This is a genomic window from Aquicella lusitana, from assembly GCF_902459475.1.
Taxonomy (GTDB): Bacteria; Pseudomonadota; Gammaproteobacteria; order DSM-16500; family DSM-16500; genus Aquicella; species Aquicella lusitana.
Genome location: NZ_LR699114.1, coordinates 2,035,111 through 2,053,746, shown reverse-complemented (window position 1 = coordinate 2,053,746; position 18,636 = coordinate 2,035,111). Strand labels below are relative to the sequence as shown.

The 18,636-nt window shown below is 45.1% G+C and carries 14 protein-coding genes; 7 read left to right on the top strand and 7 right to left on the bottom strand.

The features are described 5' to 3' along the window. The first annotated feature begins 10 nt into the window (after window positions 1–10). Genes AQUSIP_RS09515 through AQUSIP_RS09505 form a run of 3 tightly spaced genes read left to right on the top strand, consistent with a single transcriptional unit; the run spans window position 11 to window position 5,327 of the window. Complete coding sequence (locus tag AQUSIP_RS09515) at window positions 11–1,210, top strand: FAD-dependent monooxygenase (RefSeq protein WP_114833798.1); 1,200 nt, start codon at window positions 11–13, stop codon at window positions 1,208–1,210. Continuing rightward, complete coding sequence (locus AQUSIP_RS09510; protein WP_114833797.1) at window positions 1,207–4,026, top strand: AMP-binding protein; 2,820 nt, start codon at window positions 1,207–1,209, stop codon at window positions 4,024–4,026. The genes AQUSIP_RS09515 and AQUSIP_RS09510 overlap by 4 nt, the downstream gene beginning before the upstream one ends. A gap of 14 nt (window positions 4,027–4,040) precedes the next feature. Further along, window positions 4,041–5,327: an MFS transporter gene (locus AQUSIP_RS09505; protein ID WP_114833796.1), complete on the top strand. Its 1,287-nt coding sequence runs from the start codon at window positions 4,041–4,043 to the stop codon at window positions 5,325–5,327. Here AQUSIP_RS09505 and AQUSIP_RS09500 read toward each other — a convergent pair. After that, a complete protein-coding gene (locus AQUSIP_RS09500; protein WP_114833795.1) occupies window positions 5,216–7,231 on the bottom strand; it encodes a hypothetical protein in 2,016 nt (671 codons plus the stop codon). The two genes, AQUSIP_RS09505 and AQUSIP_RS09500, sit on opposite strands and share 112 nt — an antisense overlap. A 117-nt stretch (window positions 7,232–7,348) precedes the next feature. Here AQUSIP_RS09500 and trxA point away from each other — a divergent pair, with 117 nt between their 5' ends. The 3 genes from trxA (at window position 7,349) to AQUSIP_RS09485 (ending at window position 10,003) form a co-directional block, all read left to right on the top strand. Then, complete coding sequence (gene trxA / locus AQUSIP_RS09495; protein WP_114833794.1) at window positions 7,349–7,678, top strand: thioredoxin; 330 nt, start codon at window positions 7,349–7,351, stop codon at window positions 7,676–7,678. A gap of 427 nt (window positions 7,679–8,105) precedes the next feature. Continuing rightward, window positions 8,106–9,362, top strand: coding sequence for a transcription termination factor Rho (rho, locus tag AQUSIP_RS09490; protein WP_114833793.1), 1,257 nt, complete (start codon window positions 8,106–8,108; stop codon window positions 9,360–9,362). A gap of 176 nt (window positions 9,363–9,538) precedes the next feature. Further along, window positions 9,539–10,003: an EVE domain-containing protein gene (locus tag AQUSIP_RS09485; RefSeq protein WP_114833792.1), complete on the top strand. Its 465-nt coding sequence runs from the start codon at window positions 9,539–9,541 to the stop codon at window positions 10,001–10,003. Between the two features lie 159 nt (window positions 10,004–10,162). Here AQUSIP_RS09485 and AQUSIP_RS09480 read toward each other — a convergent pair whose 3' ends face one another. Next, window positions 10,163–11,491, bottom strand: coding sequence for a DEAD/DEAH box helicase (locus AQUSIP_RS09480; protein ID WP_114833791.1), 1,329 nt, complete (start codon window positions 11,489–11,491; stop codon window positions 10,163–10,165). Window positions 11,492–11,955: 464 nt separating this feature from the next. On the opposite strand from AQUSIP_RS09480, the gene AQUSIP_RS09475 reads away from it, so the two are divergent. Next, complete coding sequence (locus AQUSIP_RS09475) at window positions 11,956–12,873, top strand: acyl-CoA desaturase (protein WP_114833790.1); 918 nt, start codon at window positions 11,956–11,958, stop codon at window positions 12,871–12,873. Between the two features lie 165 nt (window positions 12,874–13,038). On the opposite strand, the gene epmA is transcribed toward AQUSIP_RS09475, so the two are convergent. From epmA to AQUSIP_RS09455, 5 genes are all read right to left on the bottom strand, one after another. Further along, entirely contained in the window at window positions 13,039–14,007 is a 969-nt protein-coding gene (epmA, locus tag AQUSIP_RS09470) for an EF-P lysine aminoacylase EpmA (RefSeq protein WP_114833789.1), read from the bottom strand. A 61-nt stretch (window positions 14,008–14,068) separates the two neighbouring features. Next, window positions 14,069–14,638: an elongation factor P gene (gene efp, locus AQUSIP_RS09465; protein ID WP_114833788.1), complete on the bottom strand. Its 570-nt coding sequence runs from the start codon at window positions 14,636–14,638 to the stop codon at window positions 14,069–14,071. Window positions 14,639–14,759: 121 nt separating this feature from the next. After that, window positions 14,760–16,190 (bottom strand): peptide MFS transporter, encoded by a 1,431-nt coding sequence (locus AQUSIP_RS09460; protein ID WP_114833787.1) that lies wholly within the window; start codon window positions 16,188–16,190, stop codon window positions 14,760–14,762. Window positions 16,191–16,270: 80 nt separating this feature from the next. Next, the gene (locus AQUSIP_RS12570) at window positions 16,271–16,396 is read right to left on the bottom strand and encodes a hypothetical protein (protein ID WP_267896344.1); all 126 of its coding nucleotides are present in this window, start codon (window positions 16,394–16,396) and stop codon (window positions 16,271–16,273) included. Between the two features lie 66 nt (window positions 16,397–16,462). Continuing rightward, the gene (locus AQUSIP_RS09455; protein ID WP_114833786.1) at window positions 16,463–18,529 is read right to left on the bottom strand and encodes a M3 family metallopeptidase; all 2,067 of its coding nucleotides are present in this window, start codon (window positions 18,527–18,529) and stop codon (window positions 16,463–16,465) included. Window positions 18,530–18,636: the final 107 nt, after the last annotated feature.

Sequence of the window (18,636 nt, the reverse complement as noted above, 5' to 3'; positions counted from 1 at the left end):
GGCGTGATCGATGTATTATGATCTTATTATCGTCGGCGGCGGACTCGTTGGCGCGGGATTGGCAGCGGGTTTGCGTCATGCGGGTATCAAAATTGCGTTGGTTGATGCGCGGCTGCCCAGCAGTAATGATCCGCGCTTATTCGCATTAAACGCCGGTAGCTGTCAGTTTCTGAAGAATGTTGGTATCTGGGAGGAGCTCGCAGAACATGCGGCAGCTATTCACCAGGTACATGTCTCTTATCAGGGTCGTTTTGGTGCGGTGCGTTTAAACCGTGAAGATGTGCATCTTGCTTCACTGGGTTACGTTATTCCTGCGCGATGGATTGAATCCGCATTAAATACACTGTTGCTTGATGATCCGGCTATTGATTTATTCAGACCTGCCAAGCTGATTGCACTTCAACAACAAGCGCAGACCGCTACGTTGACGTTGGACAAGCCTGAAGGCCAAACCGTGCTGCAGTCGCCGCTCGTTATTGGCGCAGACGGTACCGAATCGACAGTGCGTTCACTCTTGAATATTGAGGCGGATATTGTCGACTACAAACAAAGCGCCCTTGTTACGCGTACGCTGCTCAAGCGTTCGCATCAGCATATCGCCTATGAACGCTTCACGCCTCGCGGAACCATTGCCATGCTGCCGCTGACCGGAGACGAAAGCGCCACCATTTGGACGGCAGATAGTAAGCGTATTGCTGAGTTGATGGCGCTTTCAGACGAGCTGTTCCTTTATGAATTACAAAATGCTTTCGGTTATCGATTGGGTCGTTTGCGGGGCATTCGAGAACGGCATGTTTTTCCTTTACGGATGGTGCGCGCAACGAAAGCAGTAGATCAATGCGTTTATCTGCTCGGTAATTCAGCGCACACATTGCACCCTATTGCGGCGCAGGGATTTAATCTGGCTTTGTATGAAGTCGCGGTGTTCATCGAAAACATCATGGAAAAAATAAGCAAGCATCAGCCGTTTTCCGCCGTGGATCTGGCAGAAACGCTGGCGCAGACGCAAAAACAACAAGCGGCAAGCATCGCGGTATCAGACCGTCTTCCACGGCTGCTTTCCACAGATTCCCGATGCTTAAGTTTCCTTTTGCCGCTTTGTATGACAGGGTTTGATTTGGCCACGCCGATTAAGAAGCGATTTATAGAGACAATGATGGGCAGAACAGGTTCTGTTCCCCGTTTACTTTTGAGTGCAAAGGAATTATGACAAAAAATCCTCCTCGTGATATAGAAAAAGAATTAATTGACATAACCGACCGGCTATTAAAAGAAGCGGGCGAAACTCAGCAACGGGAAATACGGCTGGATGCTTCCTTGCAGCGCCTTGGCATTGATAGCCTGGGGCGGGCAGAATTGTTTCGCCGTATTGAAAAAAAATTTGATGTAACGGTGCCAGACCGCATTCTGGCAGAAGCAGAAACCCTAAGTGATATTGCAAGTTTTATTTATGAAGCGCATCCCGGCAGCAAAAAAATCGAGAAACTAAGTATCGTTACTTCCCATGGTGAGCCTTCACATGTTGATCCTTCTCGTGCCGCTACATTGACTGAAGCGCTGCTGCTCTATGCCGAACAATCGCCGGACAAGGCGCACATTTATTTTCAAAATGAAGACGGCAATGAGGAAGTGATCACCTATCAACAATTATTGACTGCTTCATTACAAGTAGCAAAGGGACTCATTGAGCGAGGTCTTCAGCAGGGCGAAACCGTTGCTATCATGCTGCCGACGCATCCCGGATTTTTTTATACTTTTTTTGGAACGCTTTTGGCGGGCGGCATTCCCGTGCCGATTTATCCGCCCTTTCGTATGTACATGCTGGAAGCTTATGCTAAAACCGAATCACGCATTTTGAGTAATGCCGAAGTCCGTATTTTAGTGACTTTTGAACAAGCGGAAAAATTAAGCCGATTACTGCAGGGGTTTGTGCCAAGCCTAAAGACGGTTACGACGGTGCATGAATTGATGCAGCCGGAAAAGCTGCAAAATGCCATGAAGGCAAAATCCGATCATATCGCTTTCATTCAATATACCTCCGGCAGCACGGCTGATCCGAAGGGTGTGGTGTTAACGCATTATAATCTGCTTAGCAACATACGCGCATATGGCAAGGGAATCAATGTGACGCCGGATTCAGTCGCTGTCAGCTGGCTGCCGCTTTATCATGATATGGGATTGATAGGCATGTGGCTGGGTAGTTTGTACCATGGTATTCCGCTTATTCTGATGACACCTTTTTCTTTTTTGAATCGTCCTGAACGTTGGTTATGGGCTATTCATCATCATCGTGGCACGCATTCAGGCGCACCCAATTTTGCTTATGAATTATGCCTGCGCAAGATCGAGCCGGCCATGATCGAAGGGTTGGATTTAAGTTCCTGGCGCATGGCAGCAAATGGCGCCGAAAAAGTCTATCCCCGTACATTAAAAGATTTCGCCACTAAATTCGCTCCTTATGGATTGAATTCCAAAATACTCTTGCCCGTTTATGGGCTGGCAGAATCCAGTGTGGCGTTAACTATTCCACCGCTTGATCGTGAATTCCGCGTTGATCGCGTTGATAGAAGAAAATTTGAAGAGCAGTCGCGCGCTGTTCCCTCCGATGAAAAAAATGCACTGGAATTTGCTTCGTGCGGCTTGCCGCTGGAAGGACATGAAGTTCGCATTGTGGATGATCAGGACAATGTGCTGGGCGAACGGTGCGTGGGCAATTTACAGTTTCGCGGACCTTCCAGCATGCAGGGTTATTATAATAATCCAACAGCAACAAAAGCAGTTTTTCATGATGGCTGGATCGATAGCGGTGACTTGGCCTATCAGGCAGATGGTGAGATTTTTATTACCGGTCGCCGCAAGGATTTGATCATCAAGGCAGGCCGCAATCTCTATCCGGTCGAAATTGAAGAATTGGTCGGCCACATTCCTGGCGTGCGTCAGGGCTGCGTGACGGCCTTTAGTGTAATGGATGAAAACCAAAGCACGGAGCAGCTCATCGTTGTGGCTGAAACACGCGAAAAAAATAAGGCAAAACGGCAGGAGATCGAAGATAAAATCAGAGAAGCAATGGCCACTATGCAGGATATCGTGCCGGACAAAGTGATACTGGTTCCCCCGCATGCAGTACCTAAAACGTCTAGCGGTAAATTACAGCGTGCTGCGTGCAAGAAAAAGTATTTAGCAGGCCAATTGGGCAAAACAGGCCTGCCCCCGTGGCTTCAGGTAAGCAAATTGGGAACGGAGTGGCTGGGGCGAAAAAGTATGGCTGTTTTTAAAACCTTAGCGAAGGCAATTTATACGGCCTATGTGGGTTTTCTGTTAGTCACTACCCTGTTTCCGCTTTATTTATTTGCATTCTTTGCCTCTCGTCAGTCCTTTGCCCGTGCATGCAGGATATGGGCGAAAGTGATACAAAAAGCTGTCTTTTGTCCCATGACAACGTCGGGTCTTGCTAACCTGGAGAAGGCGAAGCCGGCAGTATTTGCAGCCAATCACGCAAGCTATATTGATGCCGTTGCTTTGATCGCATTTTTGCCGCCGGATACCCGCTTTGTGGGAAAAAAGGAATTATTTTCCACGCCGGTGATACGCACCTTTATGCATAAGTTGGGATATCTTGGCGTTGATCGTATGGATTTGCCCAAAGGACTGGAAGATACACGCCATATAGAAGCGACTTTAAAGCAGGGTCATTCCATTCTCATTTTTCCTGAAGGTACATTTGGCTATGCATCGGGTTTGCGGCCATTTCGCCTTGGTGCTTTTAAAATCGCGGCTGAAACCAATGTGCCGGTGTGTCCTATTGCTTTAAAAGGAACCCGATCAATCCTGCGTGCAGATGAAAAATTGATGCAGCCAGGTCATATCACCATGACTGTTTGTGAGCCAATTCAGCCATCGGGCGCTGAGTGGCAGGACATCACGCAACTGCGGAGCGCTGTGCGTGCCGAGATTGAAAAATATTGTGGCGAGCCATCACTTCATATGATTGCCGCGCAAACAGTCGCACCCAAGCCACAACGATAAATTGAGGAGGAGCATTGCAAAGCCGACATCCTGTCATCGTGATTGGCGCCTGGTGTCTATATGACTGGGCATCTTCCGCGTTTCCTGTCATTGTAACGACTTTTATCTTTGCTACTTATTTCACAACAAAAGTTGCAGAAAATACGATCATAGGCACTTATCAATGGGCGAACGCGACTGCGCTTGCCGGTATTATTATTGCTTTTACCAGCCCGCTTTTTGGTGCGATTGCAGATTATGGCGGCCATCATAAACGCTGGCTGTTTTGCTTTACCTGGCTCGCCATTATCGCGAGTGCACTGTTGTGGTTTGCCTATCCGCACCATAGTGCCGTCTATTTTACGCTGGCATGCGTGGTGGTGGGCACCATCGGTTTGGAAGTGGGTACTGTATTTTATAATGCTTACCTCGCCTATATTGCTCCAAAGAATTATCTAGGCCGCATTTCGGGTTGGGGCTGGGGTACGGGTTATATCGGCGGTATTCTGGCGCTTACGATCGCGCTCGTTGTATTTGTGGATGCAAACGCTTTGGGGCTCAATACTCAAAACGCTGAAGAAATTCGCATCAGCGGCCCTTTTGTCGCGATCTGGTATGCGCTCTTTTCTCTTCCCATGTTTTTTCTTACGCCAGATATTCCTTCTCAGCCACATCCCTTGCGGCAAGCTATTCGTTTTGGTTTTCGTGATTTGCTAGCGACACTAAAAAAACTGCCAAGTGAAAAAAATATTCTTCTCTTTCTGGTTGCTCATATGATTTATGCCGATGGGCTGAATACCCTCTTTGCGTTTGGCGGCATTTATGCGGCAGGTACGTATGGGCTCAGTTTTAAAGAAGTCTTGATATTTGGCATTACCATGAATATAACAGCGGGCTTGGGCGCGATCCTGCTTTCGTGGGTGGATGATTACCTGGGTTCAAAGTTTACAGTTATCGTTTCATTAATTTGTATACTCATCTTTGGTCTCCCTATTCTGTTTATGGAGCACAAATACGGATTCTGGGCAATGGCGCTGGTATTGTGCTTGTTTGTAGGGCCTGTTCAATCAGCCAGTCGATCATTAATGGTGCGTCTGATTGCCGGAAAAGGCGCGGCGACTGAAATGTTTGGGCTGTATGCCCTGTCAGGTAAAATTACCGCATTTATCGGCCCGTGGTTATTGGGAGAGATGACGCTGGCTTTTGATAGTCAACGTGTAGGCATGGCAACCGTGCTCACTTTTTTTGTGATGGGCATTTTATTAATACTGCCGGTGAAGGTAAAAGAAGATCGGCTTTTGCGTTCAAATACGGCAAATTGATAAATAGGCTGTTCAGAATTAGCGTCTTCCTTAAGCGTGGTTACATAGTGATACGCTTGCCATGCTTCTTGAAAGTTCGGGTTTTTCAAGAAATAAGGCAGGTATTCAAAAGGCAGGTAAGTGGGAAGATGAGTACCGCCTGATTTTTCAAAAAAAGCCAGATGTGTTTTATTTTTAGTGGTTTCAATCAATACATAAACAGGTTTGTATCGGTTCAAATCCTCGGCGATCATGTCGATAAGAAAGCGCTTGTCTTTTTGCAGCTGCAGCCGCCGGTCTTCTTTCATGGGCAAATAAGATTGTTTAACGAGTCCTCCAATCATCCAAAAAGCGGAAAATCGTGAACCGTGCTGGGCGCTGTCCCACACTTGTGAAAAAGGATAAATCCAGGTGCTAAAGATAAAGACAGGACGATTCGCTGCATGCGAAGTAACAAAATCTGTTAATTTCCGCAGCGTGGTTTTATAGGCGACATTTTTATTGTAATACGTATACGCAAGATAGGCCGGGAAAGAAAAAAAGAGTGTGGCGGAAGTCGCGAGGATTAAATAATTTACTTTAGTAGCGGCAGTACCAGGTGACAATAATGCAAATAAACCAATAAGCAAAATGACAGTGATTAAAAAGCGATTGCCGTACCATGCGGTGCCTTGTAGCCAATGTGAAAATAAAAAGCCAGTAGTAATGATAATAGATACGGAAAAAATGATTTTAAGAACTTTAAAAGGCCTTTGATCAAGTGGATTTAAATAGAGCGATATAAAAAATAGTCCGGTAAAAAAAATAAAGAAAGCAGCAGGCTGGAATACGAGTATAGTCCATACATTGGGGGCATTGTAATAGAGGAAGAGTGACATTATGACTATAAACAGTGCTTGTCGTATTCGCCAATATTTGTCAGGCAGGATTTGTCGCGCTTGCAAGCCAAAAGACATCGCTAATAATAAAAACGCCAATGCATATGCAGGAAATAGATGATAGGAAAAGATGGTGCGTTGGACTGCGTAGGAAAATAAAAACCCGATAATTGCAATTACTAGCGCTGAGCAAAGTAATGGGTAGGGATGGGGGCGTGGTTGTGCTGCGTAAAACAGAATGACGCAAAGACAAAAAAGGACAGGCGGATGGAATAAAACAATGGGCCAAGGCAAGCTGACGCCCAGATAACACCAGCGCAGTGAAAAAGGCATGACAATAAAAAGATAATCAGAATGAAAGAAAAAAATTACCGCCAGATAACACATTAATAAAGCAGTAATCACGCCTGTTTCAACTCTTATCCATGCCAGACTATTTTTTTGATAAAGAACGTAATAGAGTTCGAGTAGAAAAAATACTGTTAAAAAATAAGGTTTGATGGCAAACCCAATGCCGCCCAGCAGGCCGATTGCAGCTGCGTGGTATCGCTGCATTGAGTTCCCTTCGAGGCGATAGGTAATCATCAAAAGGTAGGGCATACAAAAAAGAATTAATAAATGTTCCCGCTGAGCAAAGTCAAAGAGGGGTAGTACAAGATAAATAAACGCAAGTGTTATTAAAAATAGGAAATTCAACGCCGGTTTTTCAAGGAAAATTTTGCGGGTGAAAAATGAACATAGATAGAGCGATAAAAGTGACAACAAGCAGATATAGATCTGCATGGAGAGGATCAGATTTAGGGAAAACAAATGGCTGAGCGCAAGGGGCGGCATATAGAGATATAAAATAAGTGGCGGATTATTTTCAAAGAAATCATGGGCATATGTTCCGCCAGCACTTAATCGTTTCGATGCCTCCAGTAGCCAGCTAACATCATAATTAAAAATCAGCTCACGCTGAATCAGCCAGGCCAATAGGCAAATACCGGATAACAAAAGAAGGAAAAAGAAGGTGTGCGGCCTGTTCATGTATGATATAAAACGCATATTGCCTGGGCACCTCCGGGCTTAAAACTAACGCATTATTGATTTCTGTATGGCCTTGTGCGGCCATATTTAATAAGATGACCAAATCTACTATAAACAATCAGAGAAGGTATCACCATGAGCAGTCATATTCATGCTATCAGCGATGATTCATTCGAAAAAGAAGTGATAGAATCCACTACGCCGGTTCTCGTTGATTTTTGGGCCCAATGGTGCGGTCCGTGCAAGGCATTGGCACCGCTTCTTGAAGAAATTGCTCAAAAATATACGGATAAAGTGAAATTCGTCAAACTTGATGTGGACCGCAATCCATCCACACCACCTAAGTTCGGGGTGCGCGGTATTCCCACTTTGATTCTCTTTAAGGACGGCCAGGTAAAGGCAACGCAGGTGGGTCTTTTGAACAAGGCGGAGCTGGTCCAGTTTATTGATAGTCATCTATCTTAGGCGTTTGGTTTTAACTCCCCTTTTATATTTTCCGGTGGGCAAGGCATAATGTGCCCACCATGATTTTGTCATCCCCGCGAAGGCGCATTACTGTCCGGTAATTTCCCGCTCTTGCTGTCGCGGGACGACGGCAGTTAACCAGGTTATGTCATCATAAGGGAGCACGCAAGAGTGCTGGATATTCTTATCAATTAATGCTATTTTTAGCCTTATAGATAACCCCCTTACCTGTCGTTAATTCCATAGCTTGTGTTTGCGGTTATCAGGTGTGTTGCGGACTTGTCGGACACTGTTTTTGAGCCTGACTTCATCAGCGTGATCGTTACGAAAAAAAACAGCGAATCGAAGGTTTATGAAGCGCAGGCAATAAGGTCACTTCTGTTATAAAAAATCAATCAATATTCTTATAGTTAGGATCTACATTATTATGAATTTAACTGAGCTTAAAAAGAAAAGTGCAGCTGAGCTTATTACTTTGGCTGAGCAGTATGGGCTGGAAAACATGGCCCGCTCAAGGAAGCAGGATATAATTTTTGCCATTTTGAAGGAGCATGCGAAACGCGGTGAAGATATCTACGGGGATGGGGTGCTTGAAATTCTTCAGGATGGATTTGGCTTTCTAAGATCTGCGGAAGGCTCTTATCTTGCCGGTCCTGACGATATTTATGTTTCTCCCAGCCAGATTCGCCGCTTTAACCTGCGTACCGGCGATACCATTTCTGGCAAGATTCGCCCGCCTAAAGAAGGTGAACGCTATTTCGCTCTGTTAAAAGTAGATGAAATCAATTTTGAAGCGCCAGAAAGCGCGCGAAACAAAGTCTTATTTGAAAACCTGACACCGCTTTTTGCCGAACAGCGCCTGACCATGCAGTGCGGCAACGGTAGCACGGAAGACATTACCGCTCGGGTGATTGACCTCATCGCTCCGTTTGGCAAGGGCCAGCGCGGCTTGATTGTGTCGCCGCCGAAGGCAGGTAAAACGATGATGCTGCAGAACATTGCGCATTCCATCGCTCATAATCATCCGGAGTGTTATCTCATTGTGCTTTTGATTGATGAACGCCCGGAAGAAGTAACGGAAATGTCGCGTTCGGTAAAAGGCGAAGTGATTGCCAGTACCTTTGATGAACCTGCCAACCGTCACGTTCAGGTGGCGGAAATGGTCATTGAGAAAGCGAAACGGTTGGTTGAGCACAAGCGTGATGTAGTCATTCTGCTTGACTCGATTACACGTCTTGCACGCGCTTACAACACGGTCGTGCCCGCCTCTGGCAAGGTGCTGACGGGTGGTGTGGATTCGAATGCTTTGCAGCGCCCCAAGCGCTTCTTTGGTGCCGCACGTAATATTGAGGAAGGTGGTAGTTTGACCATTATCGCAACTGCGTTGGTGGAAACCGGTTCCAAAATGGACGATGTCATTTATGAAGAATTTAAAGGCACCGGCAATATGGAAATCCATTTGGACCGCCGTATTGCAGAAAGGCGTATTTATCCGGCGATAAACATTAACCGCAGCGGTACACGCCGTGATGAAAAATTTGTTCCAAAAGAAGAGCTGCAAAAAATATGGATTTTACGCAAACTCTTGCAGCCCATGGAAGAAAGCGCTGTCGAGTTTCTCATGGACAAGATGAAAGATACTAAAACCAATGATGAATTTTTTGATGCCATGAAGCGATTTTAATTCTCTCTTTTTTTATTCTCCACCCAAACCCGGACAAAACAATTGTCCGGGTTTTTTATAGAACCGGATTATCCGTGATGAGAGAAATTCTATTTTCCTCTTTTGGTTTCTTGTTTCCGCTGGGTTGTAAACTGGGATATTCTGGATGCTGTTGCAACTAAAATTAGGTAATAGATATGCAATATTGGTTATTTAAGTCAGAGCCCGGCTGTTTTAGTATTGATGATTTAAGCAAACGGCCTAAGCAAATATCGCCTTGGGATGGCGTGCGCAATTATCAAGTAAGAAATATGCTACGTGATCAGATTAAAAAAGGGGATCAAGGTTTTTTTTATCATTCGAGTTGTACCCCGCCCGGCGTTGCCGGCATCATAGAAGTAGTGAGAGAGGGTTATCCTGATTTTACCGCCTGGGACCTGGATTCAGAGCATTATGATCCCAAGAGCACGCCTGAAAATCCGCGCTGGTATATGGTGGATGTGAAATTAATTAAAAAATTTTCGCATTTTGTTGCGCTGGATGAAATTAAAAAGCAACCGCAGTTAAAAAATATGCTCATCATGCGAAAAGGTAATCGACTTTCCATTACTCCAGTGACAAAGGAAGAATGGAAACGAATTGTAGAATTAGGCGGCAAATAAAAAATATTCTCTCTATCAAATGCGATCTCACCACTGATACAGTAGTGGTGAGATCGCACACGTTTAGGACTTTGCAGGTAAAAGGTGAACCAGCTATGCAGCAAGCAGTTTCACCCTTGCCGGATGAACTGCTTGGCTAACATTTATTTCATGCAAGGACTAGCGGTCTTTATTGCCCGTTTTCTTTTGAAAGCGCTGATTGTTTTTCTCAGAAGGTTTGTTATAGCGATCATTGCTAGACCAGCGTTTCTTAGCTGAAGAAAACTTCTTTTTGGATGGCGCGGCATCATGATGAGCGGCAGATTTGTTTTTTTGTATAGATACTTTATCAATTGAAACTGGACTGGGTTTTGTAAAGTCTGCCTGATCCATTTCAACATTGTGAACCATTTTTATCCGTTCACCGATGTAACGTTCAATGCGCTGAAGATGCTTTGCATCAGAAGGCAATACAAAGGAAATAGCGACACCGCTTTTCCCAGCGCGTCCTGTGCGGCCAATGCGATGTACATAATCTTCGCAAAATTTTGGCAAATCATAGTTGATGACATGCGTAACATCATGAATGTCAATGCCGCGCGCAGCAACGTCTGTTGCTACCAGGAATTGAATTTTGCCATGACGCAGTTGCTCGATAGTGCGGTTGCGTACATTCTGTTTTAGATCACCATGCAGTGCTGCAGCAGAAAAACCTTCATTCCGCAGTTCATTAGCGAGCTTGTCAGCATTGATCTTTGTGGCTGAAAAGATGATCGCTTTATAAATATTGGCGTCATTGAGAAAATGTTTTAACAAGCGTGTCTTATGATGCGCATTGTTGGCTTTATAGAGTTCCTGTTTGATTTTAGGTGCGGAAATTTTTTCTTGTGACAAGTCAATTCGCTGCGGATTTTTTAGCAGCTGCTGCGTAATTTTAGAGAGCTTCTTGTCTACAGTTGCGCTAAATAGTAATGTTTGGCGATGAGCAGGTGTAAGTTTGGCGATTGCCTGAACATCATCAATAAAACCCATGTCTAACATGCGGTCGGCTTCATCAAGTACGAGCATTTCAATAGCGGATAAATCAACTCGCTTGTTCTCCCAATGGTCCATCAGGCGTCCTGGCGTGGCCACAATAATATCGGCTCCGCGCGCCAGATCTTTGATCTGGTGATGATATGGCATACCGCCGACCAGACTCACGATATTGAATCGAAGAAATTTTCCATACGTGTTGGCGGCCTTGGTAATTTGGTTTGCCAGTTCACGTGTGGGGGTTAGAATCAGGATGCAAGGTTTTCTCGGGCCTTTTTTCTCTGAAAGATGATGAAGCGCCGGTAATACAAATGCTGCGGTTTTTCCTGAACCGGTTTGTGCGGAAGCAATAATATCTTTGCCCGCCAGAATGCTCGGAATGGATTTTGCTTGCACGGGTGTTGGAGTTGTATAGCCGCATGCTTCGATTGCTTTAAAAATAGCGGGATGTAAATTTAATTGTGAGAATAACACTTTTTTTTCCTCGTTATAGAATAATGCGAGCCATGTAGGTTCAGTATTCGCATTATTTCTGCAAGGAAAAAGGACCTAAATAGCTGGCTGTTAATGTAATACTTTCAAGGGCTTATAACCCGGAAAGCATATCATCGCCAATGTAACCTCGATTTATTCAGGTGGCCCCTGCGTGAGTAACAATTACTTTGGAAGGGAATTTAACGCATTGGTAATGATAATATAAAAACTCAGTAAGGATATCTGAACATTATTTTGGCAAGAAAGCAAGTGCTTTTATCATTTCTTTACTCTTTTTGCCTGAAGTAGCAAGGTGGAGATGGGAAAAGTTTAGTGTTGTTTCTATTCGCTTACTGGGTGTTGGGTTATATTTCTGTTTCTATTTATGGCTGATAACGCTAGTATATTGGCGTTTTAAATGAATACCCCACCATCGATTTTTTTTAGACAGGAACGAGTTTTTAATGAAGACGCTTTGGCAAACAATGCTTAAATGGCTGGCAAATGAAAATAACTATGATCCCAACGCAAATTACCCAGATAAAATTGACTGGTTACGCGCCATGCCCTTCATTCTTGTTAACCTAGGATGTTTGTTAGTATTTTGGGTTGGGTTTAGTTGGGTGGCGTTTATCACGGCTGCCGTTTTATATTTTGTACGGTTATTCTCAATTGGTGCGTTTTATCACCGTTATTTTTCACATAAGACATATAAAACCAACCGATTCTGGCAATGTATTTTTGCCATGATAGGCTCGAGTTCCGCTCAGCGCGGGCCGCTTTGGTGGGCTGCTCATCATCGTCAGCACCACATGGTTTCTGATGAGCCAGCGGATGCGCATTCGCCAGTGCAGCATGGATTTTTCTGGAGCCATGTAGGATGGTTTTTATCCAAAAAACATTATTATTATAATCCTGAACGTGTTAAAGACCTTGCTCGTTACCCCGAGCTCGTGTTTTTGGACCGTTATGACAATCTGATGCCTACTGTTCTGTTTATTTCCTTGTTTGTCGCCGGTTTTCTGATGCATAAGTTTGCGCCAGGACTTGGCACAAGCGCAGGACAAATGATCGTCTGGGGATTCTGTATTTCGACCATTGCCCTGTTTCATACCACGGTTACTATTAATTCCGTTTCGCACGTTATAGGCAAAAAGCGTTTTGCTACTAAAGATAACAGCCGCAATAATTTTTTACTCGCATTGCTGACCTTCGGTGAGGGTTGGCACAATAATCATCACTATTACCCTGCCACAGCGCGTCAGGGTTTTGTGTGGTGGGAAATTGATATCACATATTATGTGATCAAGTTAATGGAATTGCTCGGCATTGTTTGGGATGTGAAAGGGGTACCACGTTCAGTGCTTGAGAAGCGAGCTTAACCAGTTATCATGAAACATTAATCTGTATAATGCGCGGTAGTACAGCTTTGTCATCCTGAGCGCAGCGAAGGATCTCCTGTTGTGCATACAGAGATCCTTCGAGCAAAAAACACTCTTAGGATGACAGATTCCGGTCAAGGGTATGATAGCGCAGACTGGATCCACTTAAGCGCGAGAGAAATCAAAACTTAATACTTCCGCGATTTGACTACTGCTGGTTGCCAGCATGACCAGCCGATCGATTCCCAATGCAACGCCTGCACAATCAGGCAAGCCTTGTTCCAGCGCGGCAAGAAAATATTCATCTATTACTACTTCTTCCAGTCCTTGTTGTTTGCGCGTGGCAAGATTTTTTTCAAAGCGTCGACGCTGTTCGTGCGCATCCTGTAATTCGTGGAATCCGTTCGCGAGTTCAATCCCTTGCATGTACACTTCAAAGCGGGCCGCTACGGGCGGATTGTCCTGGCTGATTCGCGCAAGCGCTGCTTGTGTGGCGGGGAAGTCATAGATAAAGCAAGGGCGATCCTTGCCAAGCTGCGGTTCAATGCAGTGCGAAAGCAATAAGTTAAGCCAGCTGTCGCGATCGGTTAGCTCGGTATTGACTACAATATGATTTTCACCCGCGCAGTTTCGCAATGCTTCTATACTGGCGGAATGGGGGTCAATATGCAGAAAGTCCTGAAATAATTCCGCATAAGTTTTACGCTCTGCTGCGGGTGATTTAAATATCAGTTGCAGCAATTCATCCATTTCATTCATCAAGTCATGATGGTCAAAGCCAGGCCGGTACCATTCCAGCATGGTAAATTCCGGATTATGAAAGCGCCCAACCTCGCCTTGCCTGAAGGCTTTTGTGATTTGATAAATTGCGCCGCTGCCTGCCGCCAGTAACCGCTTCATGGCGTATTCAGGCGAGGTTTGCAGGTAGTAGCGTTGAGTCTGTGCGCGGGGTTGCGCCTGGAAAAACGCAGGGATGCTTTGGATAAACGGATCCGTTACCGATGTATGACAGAGCAGCGGTGTTTCCACTTCCATCACGTTGCGTGCCGCAAAAAAACCGCGAATCTGGCTTAAGATATGTGCACGAAGCTGCAGGTTTTTTAAGGGAGCCGAAGGCTGCCATTTTGTTTTCATAGGCTATAGCCAACGCTATGATGCAGAATATTAGACCTGCATCATGGCCAGTGGAAAAGTATTATTCCTTCACCCGGGACACATATTCGCCTGTGCGAGTATCCACTTTGATTACTTCACCTTCCTGAACGAATAAAGGCACACGCACAACCGCGCCGGTTTCTAATTTGGCTGGTTTGCCGCCGCTGCCAGCTGTGTCGCCTTTCAGGCCTGGATCGGTTTCTACAATTTTTAATTGTACAAAAGTGGATGGCATCACAAGAATAGGCGTGCCATTCCATAAGGTTAATTTGCATTCGGCTTGCTCTTTGAGCCAGAGCTTGGCTTCAGCGACTTCTGCTTCATGGAGCGCATACTGCTCATACGTTTCGGTTGCCATGAAATGCCATTCATTACCGTCGCCATAGAGAAACTGCGCGTCAATTTCGACTACATCCGCAGCCTGAATGCTGTCGCCTGATTTATAGGTGCGCTCGATGACGCGGCCTGTCTTAAGATTGCGATAGCGTAGGCGGTTAAAAGCCTGCCCTTTGCCGGGTTTGACGAACTCATTGTCTACTACAACGCAAGGATCGCCATCAATAATGAGTTTCATCCCGCTTCGTATTTCATTTAAACCGTACATTGACATAATGTGCCTGACTCCTAGGAAAATGGTGGTGTGCCGCGAAACAGCATACAGCTTGCCTATGTTGCGACATCGCAAATGGGCCTTATGATAACCTTGCGATGCCCCCAGAGCAAATGGTCTGCTATGACGATTGAGTCAATTTTTTTAGCAGCAGCTGCACGAAAAATAATACTATTGCCACAACGAAAGCCAAATAAGCGAAGTCGAGAAAAGCTGTATGATAAATGACTAATTTTTCTGCGTTAGTGACTGCCGTTTCGGGCACACTGCCAATCTTTGCAATCATGCCAGCGAAAAGGCCGCCAAATCCAGTCGCTACAAACCAGATGCCCATCATCATGCCCACCAAGTGAGGAGGAGCAAGCAAGGTAACGGCAGATAAGCCAATGGGGGAAAGTAATAATTCGCCGATGGTAATGAGTAGATAGGCAAAAAATACCCACAACGGATGAATCATGCCTGCGCTATCCGGATACAGTGTGCTCGTGCTGAGCGCGAAGAATCCAAGACCGGCAAAGAAAATACCAATGACAAATTTGCTAACAGGTGAGGGATTCCGGTCATTCTTGCCAAGTGTCTGCCATGACCAGGCAAAGAGGGGGCCCAGCAAAATAATGAATACACTTTCAGAGGCATAAAACACAGTCGTTGTCAGCGGGATACCAAACAGGTTTTTGTCCACGAGCCTGTCGACAAATAAATTGGCTGAGATAAATAGTTGAAGAAATAACGCCCAGAAAATAATGGATGAAACAATCAGCGTGTTAAGAATAAGCAGGCGTTTACGATATTCGGCATTTTGTTGCAGGGTCAAGACGACAAGAAAGACGAGCAACACAAGGCCTGCTCCGGGCAGCAAATAATTTGCCAGCGAGTGTATCTTGAGTAAAAAACTGAGCCCGATAATGGCAAGTATGCAATAGAGGAATAACTGATACTTGAATTTGCGGGTAACGGGTTTGAGCTGTTGTGTGGGCTTGATATATTTTAGGCCAAAAGAAAACGTGATTAACCCAATGATCAAGCCTATGCTCGCCATGGCAAAGGTGATATTCCAGCCAAATGCATTTTTGACATAGCCGGAAAGGCCCGAAAGCGCGGCGCCAATATTAATGCCAATATAAAAAATGGTAAAACCTGCATCCCGATGCGGATCGTTGGGTGCATATTGGGTGCCAAGCAGACCGGAAATATTGGGTTTAAAGAGGCCGTTGCCGACAATAATGGTCGCAAGAGCGGTATAAAACAGGGCAAAGGTAGATGACAGTGCCAGGAGGGCGTAACCCGCTATCAGAAAAAAACCTCCCCAGATAATCGAGGTTTTGAATCCCAGAATCCTGTCCGCCAGGAAGCCGCCTACGAAAGGCGAAATATAAACAAGTCCTGCAAATATTCCAGAAATGGTGTCGCTGATATCATCAGAGAAGCCATAGTGCTGCGTCATGTAAAGCACAAGTAACCCTTGCGCAATGTAAAAACCAAATCGCTCCCACATTTCTGTAAAAAATAAAAATGGCAACGCCCGTGGATGATGCGATTTGACGGCATCCATAAGTTTTCTCCTGACACGATTAATCAATAGAACCCGATATTATGGCGCTGATGGTAAGAGATGTCATTAGTTATGGGTCATTAACGGGGCTTTTTCCAGTATTTGCTTTCTTCACCCACACCTGCCTTCTGGTCATCCCGCACTTGCTTTTTGTCATCCCTCAGCAACAAGCGCGGGGTGACAGAGTGATCAATGCGGAATGACATAAAGCAAGTGCAGTGTGACAATAGCGCAGTGCGGGTGAAAACATCCGTACAAGAATGGTTGGAGCGTCAAGCTGCTGTGCGTTTGGTGATTCCATTTTGCTTGAGTAAGGCATCGATCGTGGGTTCGCGCCCCCGGAATGCGATAAAAGCTGACATGGGGTCGCGTACACCACCCATTTCCAAAATATTTTCCATAAAGGCTCGACCTGTTTTGCGGTCAAAAATACCCTGTTCTTCAAATTTGGCATATGCATCAGACGATAACACCTCGGCCCATTTGTAGCTGTAATAGCCCGCCGCGTAACTGCCAGCAAAAACATGCGAGAAGCTATGCTGGAAGCGATTGAAAGCAGGCACAGGGATGACGGAGGTGTTTTTGCGTACATCATTTAGAATAAGTTGTGTTTGCGGCTCACCTTCTCCCGATTTTGCCGGATCGTATTCCAGATGCAGGCGAAAATCAAAAATCGCAAATTCAAGCTGTCTCACCATTTGCAGCCCTGTCTGGAAATGTTTTGCTGCGATCATTTTTTGATAGAGTTCGTCAGGGAGTGGCTCACCCGTTTCATAATGGCCCGAAATCAGGGATAGGGATTCTTTTTCCCAGCAATAATTTTCCATGAACTGGCTTGGGAATTCGACAGCGTCCCATGGAACGCCATTAATACCCGCGACAGACGGATAATCCACTTTAGTTAACATATGATGCAGGCAGTGGCCAAATTCATGAAAGAGTGTCAATACGTCGTCATGGGTTAATAAACCCGGAAGGCCGTCTACGGGTGGCATGAAATTGCAGGTGAGATAAGCGATAGGATGCTGAATACCTTTTCCATCTAATAAACGGCGCACACGGCATTCATCCATCCATGCGCCGTCACGCTTATGCGGACGCGCGTAAAGATCAATATAGAATCCGCCGCGCAATTCATTTTTATCATCATGAATGGAAAAGAACCGCACATGCGGATGCCATACTTCTATATTTTTCTCTTCGCGAATATGGATGCCATAGAGTTTATTAACAAGTGTAAACATACCGTCTAGGACTTTTTGGATGGGAAAATAAGGACGGAAATCTTCTTGTGAAAATTTGAACTTTAATTCCTGTAGTTTTTCGGAATAATAAGAGACATCCCAGATTTCAAGCGCGCTCAGGTTGTCCAGTGATTTGGCAAGCTGCCTGACTTCTTCATATTCTTTTTCCGCGATGGCTTTGCTTCTTATCAATAAGTCATGCAAAAAATGCAAGACTTCATCGGGTGTCTTTGCCATTTTAGTGGCGAGCGAATATTCCGCATAGTTTTTAAATCCTACTAGCTGTGCGATTTCATGACGGACTTTCAGAATTTTTTCCATGATCGCGGTATTATCCCACTTGCCTGCCATCGGTCCCTGGTCTGAGGCGCGTGTTGAGTAAGCTTCATAAAGCTGTTTACGCAACTCTCGATCACGTAAAAATCGGACCGCTGTGGAATAAGAAGGATAATCCAGCGTGAAAACATAACCTTCCAATCCACGCCGTTTTGCATTATCGATCGCGAGCTGCAGGGCTTGTGGCGGCAGGCCTTCCAGTTGGTAGGGATCAGTAATGTGCAAAGTCCAGCTTTGCGTTGCGTCCATTACATTTTCTGAATATTTGGTCATGAGCTGTGTGAGTTCTTTTTGCAGCGTTGCCATTCGTTCTTTTTGATCAGCGGGCAGATGAACACCTGCTAATCTGAAATCGCGCAAATCATTTTCAATGATTTTTTTTTGCGCGGGGCTCAGCATTTCAAAATCAGGGCTGCGAATGAGAGACTGGATAGCCTGAAAAAGCTTTTCGTTCTGTGAAAGTTGGGTGTGATATTCGGTGATCAAGGGAACGGTTTCATTATAAGCTTTACGCAGTTCATCTGATTCCATGACGGCGTGCAGATGAGAAATGGGTGACCAAATTTTACTCAATTCATCGCTTAAGTCTTCTAGCGGCTGCATCAAATTGTCCCAAGTAAAAGGGCCAGCTGAAGATAATAATCCATTGATTTTTTGCTTGTTTTTTTCAAGCAACGTGCTGATTTCCGGCTTAATTTTCACCGGATCAATTGCTTTGAACCGAGGAAGATCAGATTGGCTGAATGGTGGATTCAACATGGGCGCACTCCTAAAATCAATTGTTTTTATTGGAATTTTTAAGAATCGATAAGACTTGAATCTATATTATAAGGATAGCACTCCCTATCTTGATTAAGAATGCTATA

Bases quoted from the DNA above. Each gene is read 5' to 3' on its own strand.
- AQUSIP_RS12570 (WP_267896344.1), bottom strand. From the start codon at position 16,396: ATGTCATTCCGCATTGATCACTCTGTCACCCCGCGCTTGTTGCTGAGG.
- AQUSIP_RS09515 (WP_114833798.1), top strand. From the start codon at position 11: ATGTATTATGATCTTATTATCGTCGGCGGCGGACTCGTTGGCGCGGGA.
- rho (WP_114833793.1), top strand. From the start codon at position 8,106: ATGAATTTAACTGAGCTTAAAAAGAAAAGTGCAGCTGAGCTTATTACT.
- efp (WP_114833788.1), bottom strand. From the start codon at position 14,638: ATGTCAATGTACGGTTTAAATGAAATACGAAGCGGGATGAAACTCATT.
- trxA (WP_114833794.1), top strand. From the start codon at position 7,349: ATGAGCAGTCATATTCATGCTATCAGCGATGATTCATTCGAAAAAGAA.
- AQUSIP_RS09455 (WP_114833786.1), bottom strand. From the start codon at position 18,529: ATGTTGAATCCACCATTCAGCCAATCTGATCTTCCTCGGTTCAAAGCA.
- AQUSIP_RS09510 (WP_114833797.1), top strand. From the start codon at position 1,207: ATGACAAAAAATCCTCCTCGTGATATAGAAAAAGAATTAATTGACATA.
- AQUSIP_RS09485 (WP_114833792.1), top strand. From the start codon at position 9,539: ATGCAATATTGGTTATTTAAGTCAGAGCCCGGCTGTTTTAGTATTGAT.
- AQUSIP_RS09460 (WP_114833787.1), bottom strand. From the start codon at position 16,190: ATGGATGCCGTCAAATCGCATCATCCACGGGCGTTGCCATTTTTATTT.
- AQUSIP_RS09475 (WP_114833790.1), top strand. From the start codon at position 11,956: ATGAAGACGCTTTGGCAAACAATGCTTAAATGGCTGGCAAATGAAAAT.
- epmA (WP_114833789.1), bottom strand. From the start codon at position 14,007: ATGAAAACAAAATGGCAGCCTTCGGCTCCCTTAAAAAACCTGCAGCTT.
- AQUSIP_RS09500 (WP_114833795.1), bottom strand. From the start codon at position 7,231: ATGCGTTTTATATCATACATGAACAGGCCGCACACCTTCTTTTTCCTT.